Source organism: Cellulosilyticum ruminicola JCM 14822 (genome assembly GCF_001311925.1).
Taxonomy (GTDB): Bacteria; Bacillota; Clostridia; order Lachnospirales; family Cellulosilyticaceae; genus Cellulosilyticum; species Cellulosilyticum ruminicola.
In genome coordinates, this window is record NZ_BBCG01000018.1 from 1 (window position 1) to 19,015 (window position 19,015).

The window sequence follows — 19,015 nt, forward strand, 5'->3', positions numbered from 1 at the left end:
GATGTAGAACTAGGAAGACCATTAAAAATGTTATCTTCTTCAAGTTCTTGAACAATAAATTCTGGGACTAGTAGGTGATAGCCACATTTAGTGCAAACAAATTCAATAAGATTATCATCTTCAGTAAAACCTTCTAAAATATCCAAAGCAAAATCCTCCTTAGTTGTATTTGAGAAAATACATCTCAAGAAGTATTATATGACGAATGAGGTGGATAAAAAATATCAACTAATTCCATGATATGTCCACATGTGCATTTAAGAGGGTCATAGCCAAAAGATAGTAAGATGCGTTCGCGCCAATGAGAATAACGTTCATAGTAAAATGTTTAATGTTAGAAGTAAGACGTTTCTAATATAGGTATAACAGAAATCAGAGAAAAAAACAAAAGAGCAACTTATAGAGTGATAAGTAGACTATAAGTTGCTGAACGTGGCGGAGCCACTTTTTTATTTTAAGTCAAGAAATTTCATTCTTAGTTTTGTGTTCATATTTGTATCCAAATTTTGTAATTTGTTTTGTTCGAATTGGACGATTTGATATAAGTGTATAATATAATAAATTTTTAAATTATATATAATGTTAGTTATTTTCTTGGAAATAAGGATGTATTTTTTGATAGATAGTTGATTAAGTAGGAGGAGGTAGCTGACATTATTTTAAAAGGTATGTACATTGCAGAATATTTAAAGTGATTATATTTATAAAGTAGGTTGTATATACTTCTACATGTCCTAGCTTTAGCATATGATTAGTATAAGGGGTGAGTATGAATATGAAACCAAAAAAGAATGTTAAAGTAGAAGCTAAGAAATCTTTAAAAGAGCAAATTAGCTTAGCATTAGAATTACCACAGGAAGTTGTGATGGATATACCCAATATTACCCTTATAGGGAACACAGAAATAAGTGTTGAAAATTTTGCAGGGCTTTTAGAATATGGACAAAGTAAAATCCGATTAAATACTAAAATAGGTTTTTTATCTATAGAAGGTGAGAATTTAGAGGCAAAGCGTATGACAGCACAAGTCATTACAATAAGGGGGAATATCAAGCAAATTTCATTTAATTAAGGAGGTGAAGACTTTGTTTGTATCATTATGGCATTATTTAAATGGATATGTTATAGTTGAAGTAGGTGGTTTTGCACTTGAGCGTTTTATGAATTTAATGATGAATAGAGAACTTGATGTATGGGATGTATGTGTTGTAAATAATAAGATTCAGTTTAAAATGCAGGCGAAAGATTTTAAGAGTTTAAAACCTATTGTAAGAAAAGCACATTGCAGGGTGAAAGTTATCCGTAAATATGGATTGCCTTTTTTTATGTATCGTCATAGAAGAAGAAAGTTTATGCCCATAGGTTTAGTTGTATTTTTGATAATGATTTGGAGTTTATCATCTTTTGTATGGCTTGTCGATGTAGAAGGTGCAAATCGCTTAAATAGTATAGATATTGTAAATTCACTAGAAGAACAAGGGTATGGTGTAGGAAAATGGAAAACAAGTCTGAATCTAAGACAGGCGGAAAGTTATTTAGTAAAAGCTTATCCAGATATTATTTGGACGGCGTTACATTTTGAAGGAACTAGGCTTGTTGTAGAAATTGCAGAGACAGTACCACCTCCTGATATGATGTTTGACACGGGCGTAGTAACAGACATTGTGGCTAAGCGAGATGCACTTGTCACTTCTATTGCAGTTTATAAAGGTATGCCAAAGGTGAAAAAAGGAGATATTGTAAAGAAGGGAGATGTATTAGTGGCTGGGCAGATGCCACTTGGTGCAGAATCTGAAGAACTTTATGCAACAGATTCAAAAGCTAAAGTTACTGGAAAAACAGTATACAGTGCTCAAGGTGAAGTCAGTTTAACGCAAGTAAAAAAACATTATACAAATGAAGTAAGTCGTAAATATTGCTTGAAGCTTTTTAACCATTCTTTTAAGCTTTGGGATCAGAAAATAAAAATGCAAAATTATGATACTCAAGTGAGATTGCATCAATTACATATTACAAGGCTTTTTCCATTGCCATTTGCCTATGAAGTAGATTACCGCATCGGCTATAATAAAGAAACAAAAGTGCTTACAATGGAAGAAGCAAAAGATATGCTTTTAAGTCAGCTGTGGAAGGAAGTAGAAGAAAGCTTATCGAAGAATGCTAATGTTCTAAAACGAGAAGTCTTATTTAAAGAAACAGCAGATGGTGTAACAGGTACACTTCATGTCGTAGCTGAAGAGGAAATAGGTTATAAAGTAGAAGCAAATCCTCTGGCACAGCCAGAAGTATCTAGCGAAGGAGAAAACGCCCAATGAGTAAAATTGAAAAAGAATTAGAAGTGCAAAATTGTGATATGGCAGCAGTATTTGGTCAATTTGATGCTCATCTCTTATTAATTGAAAAACAATTAAATATAAATGTAGTACTTCGTCATGATAAGCTCAAAATAAGTGGGGATGAAAGTCAAGTTAAACTTGCAATACGTGTATTTGAAAAGCTTATGAGTTTATCTAAGAAAAAAGAAGAAATTGACACACAAAAGGTGGAATACTTAATGGGAACACTTAAGAACAATGAGGAAAAAAAACTTGGAAATATGGAAAAAGAAGTAGTAACGCTTACACAACTGGGAAAACCAATTAAATGTAAAACAATAGGTCAAGCAGACTATGTGAAAAGTATGCGTAAGAACAATATTGTATTTGGGATTGGTCCAGCTGGTACTGGTAAAACATATTTAGCTATGGCGATGGCAGTGAATGCTTTTCGTAAAAATGAAGTCAGTAAAATTATTTTAACTAGACCAGCCATTGAAGCAGGCGAAAAACTAGGTTTCTTGCCAGGTGATCTTCAAAGTAAGGTAGATCCTTATTTAAGACCGTTATATGATGCTTTGTTTGAAATTATGGGGCCTGAAAATTTCGAGAAGAATATGGAAAAAGGACTCATTGAAGTAGCACCACTTGCTTATATGCGTGGACGTACTTTAAATAATGCCTATATTGTATTAGATGAAGCACAAAATACAACACCACAGCAAATGAAAATGTTTTTAACACGCATTGGATTTGGTTCAAAGGCAGTTATAACAGGAGATTTAACGCAAGTTGACCTTCCAAATGAGAAACAAAGTGGTTTAAAAGAAGCCCTAAAAGTCTTAGAAAAAGTGGAAGGTATAGGTTTTAGCTTCCTTGATAGACGTGATGTTGTGCGTCATCCACTTGTACAACGTATTGTAGATGCTTATGAAGCTTTTGAGGAAAAGAAGAAATAGGCTCAGTAAGGAAGGACTATATTAGGGGGTACAAAAGATGATTCAAAAGAAATACAGTGTATTTGTTTTTGGCATATTGGCATTAGTTGTAACTTGTATTGCCGTGCTCACAGGTAATTTCTTTACAAAGAAAATTCAAATTCAAATTGGAGAGGTGGCAAAAACAACAATTTTGGCACCTTTCCAAGTAGAAAATGAGATTGCAACTAATCGTAAAAAAGATTTAGCTGAGAAAGATGTTAAAACCCAATATAAAAAAGATAGTAAAGTTCAAGAAAAGGCAATTGGTGAGATTGAAGAACTTTTTAATTATATTGAAAGCTTAAAGTCAAATACAACTGAAAAACGCACAGAAGAAGAACTTATTAAAAGTTTAAATGAACATGCAACAATTGCATTATATAATGAACAGTATGCAGCACTGCTACATCTTTCAAAAGAACGCATTGCAATTATGAAAAAGACATGTATTGATGTTGCGAGCAGTCTATTTGATGAAGGCATTACACAATCTACTCAAAATAATAGTATTGCACTTAAAACAGCCTTAGAAACAAGTACACTAACAGTAACACAGCAAAAAATAGCACAAGATATTATTATAAGTGTTTTAGAACCTAATGTCATTGTGGACGAACTTGCAACTAATGAAGCCATTCGAGTAGCAAGGGAAAAAGTAGAACCAGTTTATGTTCTAGCAGGTGAAAAAATCATTGAACAAGGTACTAAGGTGACAGAAGAAACCTATATGTTACTCGAAAAGGTGGGCTATTTAAATACAGACAAATCAGTGAAATATCAACAGTATCTAGGATTTGTAATTTTATTAGTACTAGGCAGTTTGTTTGTATTTATTTATATATGTACACATCATAAGAAATGGAGTTATAGTCAATATAACTTCCTGTTTATCATTTATACAGCGACAATTTTAATGGTGCGCACAATGATGACAATGTCTTTTGTTTATTTACCAGTTTGTATGGCTACTATGCTTGTGGCCTTTGCTATGGAGATGGAACTTGCATTGCTCATGCATGGTTTGATTGTTATTTTTTCAGCCATTATTTTAAAGTCAGACTTTGTAACAATAAGTTATTTTATGATTACAGGAATTGGGGCAATTTTTGTGGTACGTAATATGTTTGAACGTGCCAAAACAGTAATGAATGCATTAACTATAGGTGCTATTCAAGTTATTACATATGTAAGTTTGAAGTTATTTAGTGGTGCAAGTTTAGATATTACAATGGGGACAGAATGCATTGTGGCCTTTATTATGGGGGTAATTGCAGTTGTCCTTATTGTTGGGATTCTTCCCTTTTTAGAATCTGCTTTTGGATTTATTACCTCTATGCAGCTTTTAGAACTTACAAATCCAAATCAGCCTGTACTCAAACGTCTATTATTAGAAGCAACAGGTACATACTATCATAGTTTGCTAGTTGCAAATTTAGCAGAGGCTGCAGCGGATGCTATTGGTGCAAATCCACTTATGGCAAGAGTTGGTGGTTATTATCATGATATAGGTAAATTAAGCAATAGTGGTTACTTTAAAGAAAATCAAGGAAAAGAAAATCCTCATGATACCCTAACACCACAGCAAAGCTATAAGTATATTGTAGCTCACGTTAGTGAGGGTGTAACTTTAGCAAAGCAATATAATTTACCAGCTTATATTATTGATATTATTAAACAACATCATGGGACAAGCTGTATGCAGTATTTCTATGTGAAAGCAAAGGAAATAGATGCCAATGTGGAAGAATCAGCATTTTGTTATTTAGGGCCTAAACCACGTTCTAAAGAAGCAGCTCTTGTAATGCTAGCGGATGTAGTAGAAGCTACTGTACGTGCCATGCAAGATCGTTTAAGTGAAAACTTAACTATTCAAGATTTAGTCACCAAAATGGTGAAACAAAAATTAAAAGAAGGACAATTAGATGAATGTGAACTTTATATTTCGGATATAGATAAGATAATAGCCTCTTTTACAAAAATGTTAAAAAGTATGTATCACGAAAGAATAAAGTATCCAGAAAGGACAGAACAATGACAGTTTATTTAGAAGATGAACAACAATTTTTTGAAAAGCACCTAGGACTTTTAGAAAAAGTAGAAGCAGTAATTAATCAGTGCCTCGATCAAGAAGAAGTACCTTATGAAGTAGAAGTAAGCCTTACAATTGTGGATAAGGCGGAAATTCAAGAGATTAATCTAGAGCACCGTCAAATTGACAGGCCAACAGATGTGCTTTCATTTCCACAAATTGATCCTGAATGTATAGGAAAAATCAATTGGGATAACCTAGATACAAGTAGTTGTGTGAATTATGATACTGAAGAAATAATCTTAGGGGACATTATTTTATGTGACGAAATTGCCGCCCTTCAGGCTGAAGAATATGGACATTCATTAGAACGCGAAGTATGTTTCTTAGTAGCACATAGTATGTTACATTTATTAGGCTATGATCACATGACAGAAGATGATGAAAAAAATATGAGACAAAAGCAAGAAAATGTGTTACAATGTCTTGCTATCTTAAGGTAGGGAAAATATTCCTACCTTGATATAATGAGAATAAGTTAATTAGGAGATAAATAAATGAAACAAGGATTTAAATCAGGTTTTGTATCTATTATTGGACGACCAAATGTAGGAAAATCAACACTTATGAATACACTTATTGGTGAAAAAGTGGCAATTATGTCAAATAAACCACAAACAACACGTAACCGTATTCAAACAGTACTTACAACAGAAGATTTTCAAGCAATCTTCATTGATACACCAGGAATTCACACACCTAAAAATAAATTAGGTGAATACATGGTAAAAGCAGCTACAACAACTTTAAATGAAGTAGATGCTATCTTTTATCTTGTAGAAGCAGATCCATTCATTGGTAAGCTTGACCAAGAAATTATCGAACGTTTAAAAACAGTAAATACACCAGTTTTCTTATGTATTAATAAAATTGATAGTGTGTCAAAAGAAATTATTCTTCAAACAATTGATGTTTATAGTAAAGCTTACGATTTCAAAGAAATTATTCCAATTTCAGCATATGAAAGAACAAATATTGATTCAATCTTAAAATGTATTCCAAATTACTTACCAGAAGGACCACAATTCTTCCCAGATGATATGTTAACAGACCAGCCAGAACGTCAAATTGTAGCAGAAATTATTCGTGAAAAAGCACTTCACTTATTAGACAAAGAAATTCCACATGGGATTGCAGTAGAAATTGATACAATGAAAAGACGTGAAAAAGGGAATATGGTAGATATTGAAGCAACCATTGTATGTGAAAGAGAATCGCATAAACGTATTATCATTGGTAAACAAGGGCAAATGATTAAAGAAATTGGCTCAAAAGCACGTTATGATATTGAAAGATTATTAGGATCTAAAACATATTTAACACTTTGGGTAAAAATTAAGAAAAACTGGCGTGACAGTGATTTCTTAATTAAAAACTACGGCTATAACAATAAAGAATTAATGTAATTTGTCAAGGGCTTTTGAACTGGTATATTTTTTGTAGCATAGTAAGACAAAAATTACACAACTTAATACAAGAAGAAAATAAAATTTTAACTAGGGAGTTGTGCATATGTTACAAGAATTTTGGAGTTATTTCATGACAACAGGTAATATAGATACCTACCTTAATTTTAAAGAATATGAGGCTGCTTATGAAAAAGCAGCGCCAATTAAACATGAGATAGGATGATGATTGTAACGTGATACTAAGAACTAAAGCGCTAGTTATAAGAGAATATACGGTAGGAGAGAGTGATAAGTATATCACTCTCTTTACTAAAGAAATAGGAAAAATTCAAGTTTTAGCACCTCGTGCAAAAAAATCTGATAAAGGCTTTGCCTCAGGAACTCAGGTTTTTGTGTACGGGGATTTTATGCTGACTAGTTTTAAAGATACATATCGTTTAGTTGGTGTAGAAGTTATTGAGATGTTTCATAATATAAGAGAGGATTTAATGGTACTAAGTTATGCAAGTTATATTATGGAATTTGTACAAAGTGTTACAGAGCCAGATTTGTCGCAACCAGAGCTTTTGAAATTAACACTTATGACATTAAAGGCTTTTACAAAAGGAGAAATGTTGCCGCAACTTATTCGCCGCGTTTTTGAATTAAGAGCTATGAGTTTAATAGGCTTTATGCCACAGCTTGAAGCTTGTACAGGATGCGGAGAAATTTTGAAGGAAGATGCCAAACAGATTTATTACTTTTCACCAGAAGCAGGTGGCGTAGTTTGTAAATCTTGTAAAATGGAAGTAAATTTTAGCTTAACCATACAATATACAACTTTATACTGTATGAAATATATTGTAGGTGCGCCTTTAGGGCGACTTTTTCATTTTAACCTAACTCCAGATATACAAGCTGAATTAGATGGTGTGTGTATGGCCTATGTGGGGTATTATATAGATAAGGAATTTAAAACCTTAGATTTTATAGAACGTATTGAAAAAATGTAATTTTTTTACACAATATGGTATAATAAAGATAAAACATGTAAGAGGTGAACTATGAGTAAAAAATTATTATTATTTGATGGGCATAGCATTGCCAATCGTGCATTTTATGGTGTGCCTCTCTTAACAAATAAAGAAGGTGTATACACTAATGCAATTTATGGCTTTATGAATATTATGCTTTCTTTAATTGAAAAGGAGAAACCAGATTATGTAGGTATTGCCTTTGATTTGAGTGTGCCTACTTTTCGTCATAAGTTTTCTAGTGAATACAAAGGAACACGAAAGGGAATGCCTCAAGAATTACGTAGTCAAATACCTCTTTTAAAGAAATTATTAACAGCGATGCAAATTCATATTGTTACAAAAGAGGGATATGAAGCAGATGACGTCTTGGGGACTTTAGCTAAAGCTGGTGAAAAAGAGGGGATGCAAGTTACAGTTGTATCAGGTGACCGTGATTTATTCCAAATCACCTCAGATCAAATAGAGATTAAGATTCCACGTACTAAAAAGACCGGAACAGAAATAGAGAGTTTCTTTGCAAAAGATATTATGACAACTTATGAAGTAACGCCTACGCAGTTCATTGATGTAAAGGGACTAATGGGTGATACCTCTGATAATATAAAAGGGGTACCAGGGATAGGTGAAAAAACAGCTGTAAAACTTATTAAAGAATATGGCAATATTGAAAACTTATTAGATCATATCGAAGACATTAAGCAAAAAAAATTAAAAGAGAATTTAACAACTTATGCACAAGATGCCCGTGATAGTAAGATGCTGGCAACTATCGTTTGTGATGTGCCACTTGAGTATACATGGGAAGACTTTAATTATGAGTTAGCTCTTGAAGAAGAAGCTTATCAAATGCTTAAGGATTTAGATCTTAAAACACTTTTAACACGTCTAGGGCGTAAAAATGCTAAGGTTATAGAGACACCAATTGAAATTACAAAGTTAACACTTGATAATTTTAAAACATTCTTAGAGGCGCATAAAGAAGATCATGTCAGTATGAGTTATTTTATTGAAGATAATATAATGGGCATGGGACTTTATGTGGCTGAAAAAACTTATTATTTGGAATGGGATTTAACAGACGTAGATGCTAAAGCAAATCTTATTGAATTCTTTGAAAGTAGCAGCTATAGTAAAAATATTCATGATAGCAAAAATTTACGTCATGGTTTAATTGAAGCAGGTATTGGCATCGCCAAGGTAGCTTTTGATACATTTATTGCGGCATACTTATTACATCCTACAAGTAAAAGTTATGATTTATCAGAGCTTACAGAGCTTTTTGATACGAATATGAGTATTTTAAGTGAAGAAGCCCTTTTAGGAAAAGGCAAGAGTATGCTCAAGTGGATGCAATTAGATGAAAATGTACGTATACAGAATATGGTAAAACGTGCAAAAGTGATTGCGCTTTCAACTGAGAAAATGAAACAAGCTTTAGAAAAAGAAAAGATGGACAAGCTTTTCTATGATATTGAGATGCCACTGATTGAAGTGCTTTTTGATATGGAAATGACAGGTATTAGTGTCGATACAGAAGGCTTAAAACAATATGGCACTGAGTTACAAGTGCTTATTAAAAGTTTAGAAGAATCTATTTATGAAATGGCAGGAGAAGCCTTCAATATTAATTCACCAAAACAACTTGGTATAATCTTATTTGAGAAATTAGGCATTCCAGCTGCTAAGAAAACAAAAACAGGCTATTCTACAGCAGCAGAGGTATTAGAAGCACTTAGAAAAGACTATCCAATCGTAGAAAAGATTTTGGAATATCGTCAATATACAAAGCTTAAATCAACTTATGTAGATGGTCTTTTAAGTGTAATGACATCAGATACTAAGATTCATTCTACATTTAATCAAACGATTACAGCTACAGGACGTTTAAGTAGCACAGAGCCAAATCTTCAAAATATCCCTGTCAAATTTGAAATGGGGCGTAAAATTCGTAAACTTTTTGTACCTTCATCATCAGAATATGTATTCTTAGATGGGGACTATTCACAAATTGAATTACGTGTGCTTGCACATATTTCAGGAGATGCTACATTGATTCACGGTTTCAAAGAAAATTTAGATATTCATAAACTTACAGCTTCTCAAGTTTTCCATGTGCCATTTGATGAAGTTACAAGTGAACAAAGAAGTAATGCAAAAGCTGTTAACTTTGGAATTGTTTATGGTATTAGTGCATTTGCCCTTTCAGAAGACCTTAAAATTTCACAAAAAGAAGCACAGACTTATATTGATGGCTACTTTGCAAAATATCCTAATATTAAAGATTATATTGATACAACCATTGATTTTGCCGTGCGTAATGGGTATGTAGGCACAATGTTTAACCGCAAACGTGAAATTCCTGAGATTCTAGCAAGCAATTATAATATGCGTGAATTTGGAAAACGTGTGGCGATGAATACACCAATTCAAGGAACAGCAGCAGATATTATTAAAATTGCTATGGTGAAAGTATATCAAAAACTTAAAGACTTAAATCTTAAGTCAAAACTAATTTTAACTGTACATGATGAGCTTTTAATTGAAACACATCGCAGTGAGATTGAAATTGTGAAAAATCTCCTTAAAGAAGAAATGGAGCATGCTGTTTCGCTTAGTGTACCTTTATATGTGGATGTGCATGAAGGAGAAAACTGGTTAGAAGCTAAATAAATATTAAATGGAGGTGCTAAATGAAAGTTATAGGCATTGTAGGAGGCATCGGTGCAGGCAAAACGACAGTTGCTGCCAATCTTATGCAGCTTATACCTATTGAAGTCATTGAAGCAGATACCATTGGACATGAAGTACTTTTAAAAGGTCAGGCTGCTTATGAACCTGTTCTAGCAGCCTTTGGCCCATCTATTTTAGATGAACAAGGTGAAATTGTTCGTAAAAAGTTAGGGGCTATTGTATTTAGTGATCCAGGTAAACTACAATTACTCAATGAGATAACACACCCAATCATTCAAAAAGAAATAGAAAGGCGTATTGCATGGTTTAAGCTTGCTGCGCCAAATCATCATATTTTATTAGAAGCTGCACTACTTATTGAAAGTGGGCTTATTGAACTTGTTGATACGGTAATAGCTGTCTATGCAGATGAAAATATACGTGTGCAGCGCGTAATGGCAAGAGAAGGAATTATAGACACAGCAGTAAGAGATCGCATTAAAGTTCAAAAGCAATGGGAAAGTTTCGAAGAAGCTGCAGATTTCGTAGTTGACAACAGTATTTCGCTTGATTATACAAAACAACAACTAGAAGAAATACTTAAGGTTTATAAAACATAGAACAAGGAGGAATCCAAGATGAAAAAGCGTCATAAAGTACTTTTGATGCTCATCATGTTACTTACTTTACTTGTGGGTTGTACAAGTCAGACGGAAAAAGAGGGAGTAGTAGAAATACCAGAATCTGTTATAAAAGATGAAGAAACAACGGGTACAGTAACTGTTTCAAAGGAAAATGAAATGATTCTTGCTATGAATACACCAACTACCTTACATCCACTTTATAATTTACCAGAGAATGTGGGGCAGGTTTTACTGCTTGTATTTAGTCCGCTTATTAATATTGAGGAAAATGGTACAATTAGCAGTAATATTGCTAAGTCATGGATGGTAAATGAGACAGAGACAGCAGTTACAATTACCCTAAGAGATGATGTAAAGTTTCATGATGGACAGCCACTTACAACAACAGATGTGATTTATACATTACAGCAAATTCAGCAAATATCAGATAGTCCTTATAAAAGTGCAGTAGCCAATATTGCTTCTATGGAACCTATTGATACGCACACATTAAAAATAGTGTATAAACAAGCTTTTAGTGGCATCTTACAAACACTATTTTTCCCTGTTATCCCAAAACATATTTATGATGTAAAAGATCAAACAAGTGTAATCTTAGCACCTATTGGTTCTGGGCCATATGTTTTTGAAGATTTTACAGCTTCAAAACGTATGTCACTTAAAGCTAATGCAAATTATTTCAAAGGCAAACCACTTATAGAATCTGTACAAGTGAAAATTATTCCAGATGAAGAAAGTAGTTTATATGCCTTTAAACAAGGACTTATTGATGTAGTTTATACAGATATTACAGAATGGGGTAAATATGCCAATAGTAAAGGTACAAATTCTTATGAAATGGCTTCGAACATTTATGAGTTTGTAGGACTTAATTTAAATAAAGGAATTTTCCAAAATGCTAATATTCGTGAAGCCTTATTATGTGGTATTAATCGTCAAGATATTGTACAACGTTATTATTTAGAACATGCTATTGTAACAGATACACCAATTAGTCCAGTGTCATATTTATATGATAAGAATATTGAAATTCGTCAATATGATAAAGAAAAGGCTAGATTCCTACTTACACAAGAAGGTTATGAAAAAGGCAGTAATGGCATCTTAGTGAAAAATGGTATGCCATTTAGTTTAAATTTATTAGTGAATGCAGAGAATACTGATCGTGTTAAAACAGCTAAGGTCATTAAGGAACTTTATAAAGAAATAGGTATCGAAGTAAATATTGAAGAAGTAGATAAAGAAACTTATTTTAATCGTATTACAAGTAAGCAGTTTGACGCTTTCTTAGGTGGCTTTAAATTATCATATGCTACAGATTTAAGCTTTGCATTAAATTCAAATTATGCAAATGGTGGTGAAAACTATGTAGGTTATACAGATCAAACCATGAATGATTTATTACAGAAAGCATTTTTAGCAACAGAAACAACTAAGGCAGAGGCCTTTAATAAATTGCAACAATATTTTATTACACAAAATCCATATATTAGTTTATATTTTAAGAAATCTGTTATGATGACAAGTAGTCAAATTAAAGGGAATGTTAAGCCAACACCGCTTAATATTTTTGCAGATGTAGAAGAATGGACGAAATCATAAAAGAACTGCTCTAAAAATAGAGCAGTTTTTTAGTAAGAAGTTAGAAACTCTTTTATTTTTTTTGAGTATAGTGTAAAATGGTTAAAAAGAAAGGGAATTAATAATGGAATATTATGATGAAGTCTTTTTAAATAATTGTATTATTGCAGAAGGTAGACGTAAGCGACCTAGGATTGATGAAAAATCTTTAGAATGTCCTTTTTGCTTTCCTCATGAAGGCGTTGTGATTTTAGAAAATAAGTATCCAATAGCTAATGAATGGTCAAATCCTTATGGACAACATGATGTAGTAGTAGATACACCATTGCATAATGAATTACCTAAAGATTTTAGTTTAGCAAGATGGGAAGAAATACTTTTTAAAATACAAAAGCGCTGGATTGAGCTTAGTAAAGATGAAAAGATTCAATTTATACAAGTATTTAAAAACTTTGGAAGATGTGGTGGGGCAAGTATTAGTCATTCTCATTGGCAGATTCTTGCATTAGCTGAAGTACCAGAATTTGTGCAATATCAATATAAACATTATAATGTAAAGCAGGACTGCTATTTATGTGAAATAGGTAAGAATGCCTCAGCCTATAAGATTTTAGAAACAGAGTATTTTATAGTGTGTTCGCCTAAAGCACCGCGCTTTGCTTATGAAACATTATTAATTCCTAGAGCACATTATCAGCATTATGGTGAATTACCAGAATATATATTAAAGGAAGCAGCACTTTTACTGCAAAAAGTGATTAAAGCTTATGATATATTAGAGCCTCATTGTGATTATAATATTTGCATGATGGGCGGTGCGCTAAATCAGCAGTTAAATTATCATTTTCATATTAAAATTGCCATGCGTTTAGGTAATATGGCGGGTTTTGAAGTAGCGACAGGGTGTTTTATCAATATGGTTTCACCAATGAAAGCTACAGCTGAAATGAAAAAATTATTGAAGGAGTAGGGGTACCTATGAAAGATTACATAAAAGAGACATTGTGCTTTGGCCTAGATATTGGTACACGTACAGTTATTGGGGTAGTAGGTTATAAAGATGGAAATGACTTCGTCATTGTAGCATATGAAAGACGTGAGCATGAAGAACGTGCTATGTTAGATGGACAAATTCATGATATCGGTAAAGTTGCTAAAACCGTTTATGAAGTAAAAGCTGCTTTAGAACAGAAATTAGATACAAAGCTTACAGAAGTAGCTATTGCGGCAGCGGGACGTTCACTTAGTACACAGATTGTGGGAGTGATGCATGATTATGAGGAAGCACAAGAATTTACATTAGCTAATGTACATCATTTAGAATTAGAAGGTGTGGAAAAAGCTAAGAAAATGCAAAAAGCTGTAAGTGGTGAAACAGATTATTTCTGTGTGGCTTATTCAGTGATTAAGTACTACTTAGATGACTATGAAATGTCAAACCTAGAAGGACATAAAGGGACACGCATAGGTGCACGTCTTTTAGCAACCTTTTTACCAAAACAAGTTATTGACAGTTTATATGCTGTAACAGAACGTGCTGAGCTTACTGTAAGTCATTTAACATTAGAGCCAATTGCAGCTATTAATGCAGTAATTCCAGAAAATATTCGTTTATTAAATTTAGCCCTTGTAGATATTGGGGCAGGAACATCCGATATTGCTATTACAAAAGAGGGGAGCGTTGTGGCATATGGCATGATTCCTTATGCAGGTGACGAAGTAACAGAAGCGATTGTACATAAGTATTTAGTTGATTTCCAAACAGCAGAATATATGAAACAACAAATGAAAGTGGCAGATTCTATCGTGTTTAATGATATTTTAGGCCTGCCACAAGAAGTTAGTGTAAAAGACTTAGAAAAAACTATTGCAGAAGTTATGTCCACTTTAACACAAAGTATTTCAGACAAGATTTTAGAGCTAAATGGTGCTATGGCACCAAATGCTGTTTTCTGTGTAGGTGGTGGTAGTGAGATGAGCAATGTTCCAGAAAGACTTGCAAACTTGCTTGAACTTTTAAATCAGCGTGTGGCGACACGTTCTACAGAACATCTTGTAAAAATTAAAGATGAGGCAGATATTCCGAATAGTCCAGATATGATTACACCTTTAGGAATCTGTATGACTGCTCTTGAAAATCGTTATAGTGAATTTACAATGGTCACTTTAAATGGAAAGCAAGTACAGCTTTTAAATGCTAAAAAATTGAGTATTTTAGATGCCATTGTAGCAAGTGGGATTGAACATACAGCTATTTTCCCACAACGTGGTAAAACACTAATGTTTAAATTGAATGGGGAACGTATTCGTGTGAAAGGCGAAAAAGGTACACCAGCTACGATTACCTTAAATGGTGCACTTGCTACAATTAATGATCATGTTGTAGAAGGTGACCACATTGTAGTGGAATTTGCGACAGCTGGTCAAGATGGCATAGCCAAAGTGGGTGACTATGTAGAAAGTACATACAGTGTAACTGTTAATGGCACTCAGTATATGTTACCATTGGCCCTTTTAAATGATGAAATTGTAAGTTATGAAACGCCAATTGAAGAAGCAGTGACATTGGAGCTTTTAGAAATTAAAACACTTGATGAACTCTTAAAAGCGTTAAATTATAATATGGAGAATCAAGTTGTAACAGTTAATCTAGAAGTTGTACCTGAAACATATAAATTAATGTCAAATGATGTGATTTTAATTGATGTGCTTGAGAAAGATGAAATCCATGAAGAGACTTGTGACAATATCAATGATACACTATTGCCACAAGAAGAGAACATGGCTGAAAGCGGTGAGGGCGAAAAAGAGAGCGCACAAGTTGATGTTCAAGAGGAAACCTCACTAAAATCTCAAACACAGAATCTATATATTATGGCCAATGGGCAGATGGTTCAGTTGCCAGCTCAGGAGTCAACGTATATTTTAGCAAATATATTTGATTTTATAGATTTTGATTTAACGAAACCACAAGGTACAGTGCAGCTCATACGCAATGGTATGCCAGCGACACTAGTTGATGTATTACAAAATGGTGATACATTGGAAATTTATTGGAAAAGATAACAGGAGGATGGAGACATGAAAGGGATTATTACAGTAGTTGGAAAAGACAAAGTAGGTATTATTGGTAAGGTGTGTACATTATTAAGTGAACAAGAAATTAACATTTTAGATATTTCACAAACGATCGTACAAGGGTACTTTAATATGATGATGATTGTAGACCTTACAAATGCGAAACAAAGCTTTGCACAAGTCGTAGATAGCTTGGAAAAACTTGGAACAGAAATTGGTGTAAGTATCAAGCTACAAAACGAAGAAATTTTTGATAGTATGCATCGTATTTAAGAGAGAAAATTTATATGATTAAATCTTTATATGATAAAGGCAATAAATTAATTGGGGCAAGAGAAGGTGTTTTTAGCATAGAAAGGAATATAATATGATTTCAAAATATGAAGTACAAGAAACTAATAAAATGATTCAAGAATCAAATCTAGACATTCGTACGATTACTATGGGAATTAATCTTATGGATTGTATTAGCGATGATATGGATAAACTCTGTAATAATGTCTATGAAAAAATTACAAGACAAGCTGAAAATCTTGTTGTAACAGGTGAACAAATTTCAAAAAAATATGGTATTCCTATTGTGAATAAACGTATTTCAGTTACACCAATTGCTTTAATTGGTGGGGCTACAAAAGCAAACTCTTATGTACCAATTGCAAAAGTATTAGACCGCGCTGCAAAAACTGTAGGTGTTAACTTTATTGGTGGCTTCTCAGCGCTCGTGCATAAAGGATGTTCAAATGCAGATACTGTGCTTATAGAATCTATTCCAGAAGCATTAGATGTTACAGACTTTGTATGTTCTTCTGTAAACGTAGGTAGTACACGTACAGGGATTAATATGGATGCGGTAGGACGTCTTGGTGAAATTATTAAATTAACTGCAGATCGTACAAAAGATCGTGGCAGCATTGGATGTGCAAAGCTTGTAGTATTTTGTAATGCGCCAGAAGATAACCCATTCATGGCAGGTGCATTTCATGGTGTCGGTGAAAAAGATGTGGTTTTAAATGTAGGTGTCAGTGGACCAGGTGTTGTTAAAAAAGCCCTTGAAAGCGTAAGAGGTGCAGATTTTGAAACACTTTGTGAACAAGTAAAACGTACAGCTTTTAAAATTACACGTGCAGGTCAAATGGTTGCTAAAGAAGCAGCAGGTATCTTAGATGTACCTTTTGGAATTGTGGATTTATCTTTAGCACCAACACCAGCAGTTGGTGATAGTATTGCTGAAATTTTTGAAGAAATGGGACTTGAAAAAGCAGGTGCACCAGGGACAACAGCAGCTCTCGCATTATTAAATGATAGTGTTAAAAAAGGTGGTGTTATGGCTTCTTCATATGTAGGTGGATTAAGTGGTGCATTCATTCCAGTAAGTGAAGATCATGCCATGATTGAGGCAGCAAGCTGCGGTGCATTAACACTTGAAAAATTAGAGGCGATGACTTGTGTATGTTCAGTAGGTCTTGATATGATTGCTATTCCAGGTAGCACAAGTAGTAAAACTATTTCAGGCATGATTGCAGATGAAATGGCTATCGGTATGATTAATGCAAAAACAACTGCTGTAAGGATTATTCCTGTTATTGGTAAAGAAGTAGGAGAACAAGTAGAATTTGGTGGTTTACTTGGATATGCACCAATTATGCGTGTCAATCCATATAAATGTGATGACTTTATCGCACGTGGCGGTAGAATTCCAGCACCAATTCACAGTTTCAAAAACTAAAATGTAAAAAATTTAGTAGATAAAGAAAGAAGGGGCAAACATGCCAAATAAGACATTAGAAGATTTAAGACAACAAAGCATATTTAAATATTTTGAGGCCATTAGTAGTATTCCGAGAGAATCTGGTAATGAAAAAGCAATCAGTGATTATATGGTTCAATTTGCAAAAGATTTAGGCTTAGAAGTGAAACAAGATGAAGCTTATAATATTTACATTAAAAAACCAGCAACAAAAGGTTTTGAAGATGCACCAACAGTGATTTTACAAGGTCACATGGATATGGTATGTGAAAAAAATAAGGAAACAGTACACGACTTTGCAAAAGATGGTTTAGATCTTTATGTAGATGGAGATTGGCTTGCAGCGAGAGGCACAACACTTGGCGGGGATAACGGAATTGCAATTGCTTATCAAATGGCTATCTTAGCAGATAATACGCTTGAGCATCCAGCACTTGAATGTCTAATGACAACAGATGAAGAACGTGGAATGACTGGTGTGTCAGCCCTTCACCCTGAATATTTAGATGGACGTATTTTAGTAAACTTAGATACAGATGTAGAAGGTGAGTTTTTAGTAAGCTGTGCTGGTGGCGCAAAAGTGTATATGACATTCCCTAAAACAGAAGAAGCAGCAGCTGATGCAGATGAAACTTATGAAATCATCATCAATGGTTTAGTAGGTGGACACTCAGGTGCGGAAATTCATCATGAAAGAGCAAATGCACATATTTTAATGGGACGTTATTTAGATGCTTTACGTGCAAAATGTGAGTTTAAACTTTGTGAAATCACAGGTGGTACAAAAGACAATGTAATCACAAGAGAATGTGAAGCTAAAATTAATATTGTACCAGAATATGCAAAACTTGTAAATGAAGTGGCATTAGAAATGAATGGCTGCTTCAAAGAAGAATACAGCGTACAAGATAGTAATATTCAAATTACAGTACAAAAAGTAGATAAAGCAGCACAAAACTTTACAGTAGCATTAACTGATAAAGTGATTGACTTTATCTTAACTATTCCAAATGGCATTATGGGCTATGATAAACATATGGCAGGTTTAGTACAAACTTCTCTTAACTTAGGTATTCTTCAAACAGAAGAAAATGTAGTGCGTTTTGGCAGTGCAGTAAGAAGTAGCGTGGCAACACGTAAATGGGAAGTAATTCATAAACTTGAAGCATTAAGCCGTCAATGTGGCGCAAGCTGCGTTGTAACTGGTGATTATCCAGCATGGCAATACAATGCTGAATCTAAAGTAAGAGATTTAGCAGTAGAACTCTTTGAAGAAATGTATGATAAAAAACCAAGTGTTACAGCTATTCATGCTGGACTTGAGTGTGGTTTCATTTCTGAGAAATTACCAGGACTTGATATGATTAGCTTTGGGCCAAATGTAAAAGATATTCATTCACCACAAGAACGTGCAAGCATTTCTTCTATGGAAAGAGTGTATGCATATCTTGTAAAACTTTTGGAAAAACTAGGTGCGAACTAAAAC

General features: G+C 33.6%; 16 protein-coding genes. All 16 read left to right on the plus strand.

Annotated features, from left to right (window positions below):
- Positions 1–769: 769 nt before the first annotated feature.
- Entirely contained in the window at positions 770–1,072 is a 303-nt protein-coding gene (yqfC, locus tag JCM14822_RS08065; RefSeq protein ID WP_054741322.1) for a sporulation protein YqfC, read from the plus strand.
- 13 nt (positions 1,073–1,085) lie between these two features.
- Positions 1,086–2,315: a sporulation protein YqfD gene (yqfD, locus tag JCM14822_RS08070; RefSeq protein WP_054741324.1), complete on the plus strand. Its 1,230-nt coding sequence runs from the start codon at positions 1,086–1,088 to the stop codon at positions 2,313–2,315.
- Complete coding sequence (locus tag JCM14822_RS08075; protein ID WP_054741326.1) at positions 2,312–3,274, plus strand: PhoH family protein; 963 nt, start codon at positions 2,312–2,314, stop codon at positions 3,272–3,274. Before yqfD ends, JCM14822_RS08075 begins: the two co-directional genes overlap by 4 nt.
- Before the next feature lie 37 nt (positions 3,275–3,311).
- Positions 3,312–5,330 carry an HD family phosphohydrolase gene (locus JCM14822_RS08080; protein WP_054741327.1) on the plus strand — a complete coding sequence of 673 codons (2,019 nt, stop codon included), beginning with the start codon at positions 3,312–3,314 and terminating at the stop codon, positions 5,328–5,330.
- Positions 5,327–5,827 (plus strand): rRNA maturation RNase YbeY, encoded by a 501-nt coding sequence (gene ybeY / locus JCM14822_RS08085; protein ID WP_054741329.1) that lies wholly within the window; start codon positions 5,327–5,329, stop codon positions 5,825–5,827. Before JCM14822_RS08080 ends, ybeY begins: the two co-directional genes overlap by 4 nt.
- Positions 5,828–5,881: 54 nt before the next feature.
- Complete coding sequence (gene era, locus JCM14822_RS08090; RefSeq protein ID WP_054741331.1) at positions 5,882–6,790, plus strand: GTPase Era; 909 nt, start codon at positions 5,882–5,884, stop codon at positions 6,788–6,790.
- Between the two features lie 106 nt (positions 6,791–6,896).
- Positions 6,897–7,016, plus strand: coding sequence for a YqzL family protein (locus tag JCM14822_RS19250; RefSeq protein ID WP_083461333.1), 120 nt, complete (start codon positions 6,897–6,899; stop codon positions 7,014–7,016).
- Positions 7,017–7,026: 10 nt separating this feature from the next.
- Positions 7,027–7,785, plus strand: a complete 759-nt coding sequence (gene recO, locus JCM14822_RS08095) for a DNA repair protein RecO (protein WP_054741333.1) — start codon at positions 7,027–7,029, stop codon at positions 7,783–7,785.
- 51 nt (positions 7,786–7,836) lie between these two features.
- Positions 7,837–10,479 carry a DNA polymerase I gene (gene polA, locus JCM14822_RS08100; RefSeq protein WP_054741335.1) on the plus strand — a complete coding sequence of 881 codons (2,643 nt, stop codon included), beginning with the start codon at positions 7,837–7,839 and terminating at the stop codon, positions 10,477–10,479.
- A 20-nt stretch (positions 10,480–10,499) separates the two neighbouring features.
- Positions 10,500–11,099 (plus strand): dephospho-CoA kinase, encoded by a 600-nt coding sequence (gene coaE, locus JCM14822_RS08105; protein WP_054741337.1) that lies wholly within the window; start codon positions 10,500–10,502, stop codon positions 11,097–11,099.
- Between the two features lie 18 nt (positions 11,100–11,117).
- Positions 11,118–12,725, plus strand: a complete 1,608-nt coding sequence (locus tag JCM14822_RS08110; RefSeq protein WP_054741339.1) for a peptide ABC transporter substrate-binding protein — start codon at positions 11,118–11,120, stop codon at positions 12,723–12,725.
- Between the two features lie 103 nt (positions 12,726–12,828).
- Positions 12,829–13,674 carry a galactose-1-phosphate uridylyltransferase gene (locus JCM14822_RS08115; protein ID WP_054741341.1) on the plus strand — a complete coding sequence of 282 codons (846 nt, stop codon included), beginning with the start codon at positions 12,829–12,831 and terminating at the stop codon, positions 13,672–13,674.
- A gap of 8 nt (positions 13,675–13,682) precedes the next feature.
- Entirely contained in the window at positions 13,683–15,770 is a 2,088-nt protein-coding gene (locus JCM14822_RS08120; protein ID WP_054741344.1) for a cell division FtsA domain-containing protein, read from the plus strand.
- 15 nt (positions 15,771–15,785) lie between these two features.
- The gene (locus JCM14822_RS08125; RefSeq protein ID WP_054741346.1) at positions 15,786–16,055 is read left to right on the plus strand and encodes an ACT domain-containing protein; all 270 of its coding nucleotides are present in this window, start codon (positions 15,786–15,788) and stop codon (positions 16,053–16,055) included.
- A 94-nt stretch (positions 16,056–16,149) separates the two neighbouring features.
- Positions 16,150–17,508 carry a PFL family protein gene (locus tag JCM14822_RS08130; protein ID WP_054741348.1) on the plus strand — a complete coding sequence of 453 codons (1,359 nt, stop codon included), beginning with the start codon at positions 16,150–16,152 and terminating at the stop codon, positions 17,506–17,508.
- A 40-nt stretch (positions 17,509–17,548) separates the two neighbouring features.
- Positions 17,549–19,012, plus strand: coding sequence for an aminoacyl-histidine dipeptidase (locus tag JCM14822_RS08135; protein WP_054741350.1), 1,464 nt, complete (start codon positions 17,549–17,551; stop codon positions 19,010–19,012).
- Positions 19,013–19,015 lie beyond the last annotated feature (3 nt).

What these genes read in the sequence shown, in the direction of transcription:
- JCM14822_RS08075 (WP_054741326.1), top strand. Translation starts at nt 2,312, where the DNA reads ATGAGTAAAATTGAAAAAGAATTAGAAGTGCAAAATTGTGATATGGCA.
- JCM14822_RS08135 (WP_054741350.1), top strand. Translation starts at nt 17,549, where the DNA reads ATGCCAAATAAGACATTAGAAGATTTAAGACAACAAAGCATATTTAAA.
- JCM14822_RS19250 (WP_083461333.1), top strand. Translation starts at nt 6,897, where the DNA reads ATGTTACAAGAATTTTGGAGTTATTTCATGACAACAGGTAATATAGAT.
- ybeY (WP_054741329.1), top strand. Translation starts at nt 5,327, where the DNA reads ATGACAGTTTATTTAGAAGATGAACAACAATTTTTTGAAAAGCACCTA.
- era (WP_054741331.1), top strand. Translation starts at nt 5,882, where the DNA reads ATGAAACAAGGATTTAAATCAGGTTTTGTATCTATTATTGGACGACCA.
- polA (WP_054741335.1), top strand. Translation starts at nt 7,837, where the DNA reads ATGAGTAAAAAATTATTATTATTTGATGGGCATAGCATTGCCAATCGT.
- coaE (WP_054741337.1), top strand. Translation starts at nt 10,500, where the DNA reads ATGAAAGTTATAGGCATTGTAGGAGGCATCGGTGCAGGCAAAACGACA.
- JCM14822_RS08120 (WP_054741344.1), top strand. Translation starts at nt 13,683, where the DNA reads ATGAAAGATTACATAAAAGAGACATTGTGCTTTGGCCTAGATATTGGT.
- JCM14822_RS08110 (WP_054741339.1), top strand. Translation starts at nt 11,118, where the DNA reads ATGAAAAAGCGTCATAAAGTACTTTTGATGCTCATCATGTTACTTACT.
- JCM14822_RS08130 (WP_054741348.1), top strand. Translation starts at nt 16,150, where the DNA reads ATGATTTCAAAATATGAAGTACAAGAAACTAATAAAATGATTCAAGAA.
- yqfC (WP_054741322.1), top strand. Translation starts at nt 770, where the DNA reads ATGAATATGAAACCAAAAAAGAATGTTAAAGTAGAAGCTAAGAAATCT.
- JCM14822_RS08115 (WP_054741341.1), top strand. Translation starts at nt 12,829, where the DNA reads ATGGAATATTATGATGAAGTCTTTTTAAATAATTGTATTATTGCAGAA.
- JCM14822_RS08125 (WP_054741346.1), top strand. Translation starts at nt 15,786, where the DNA reads ATGAAAGGGATTATTACAGTAGTTGGAAAAGACAAAGTAGGTATTATT.
- JCM14822_RS08080 (WP_054741327.1), top strand. Translation starts at nt 3,312, where the DNA reads ATGATTCAAAAGAAATACAGTGTATTTGTTTTTGGCATATTGGCATTA.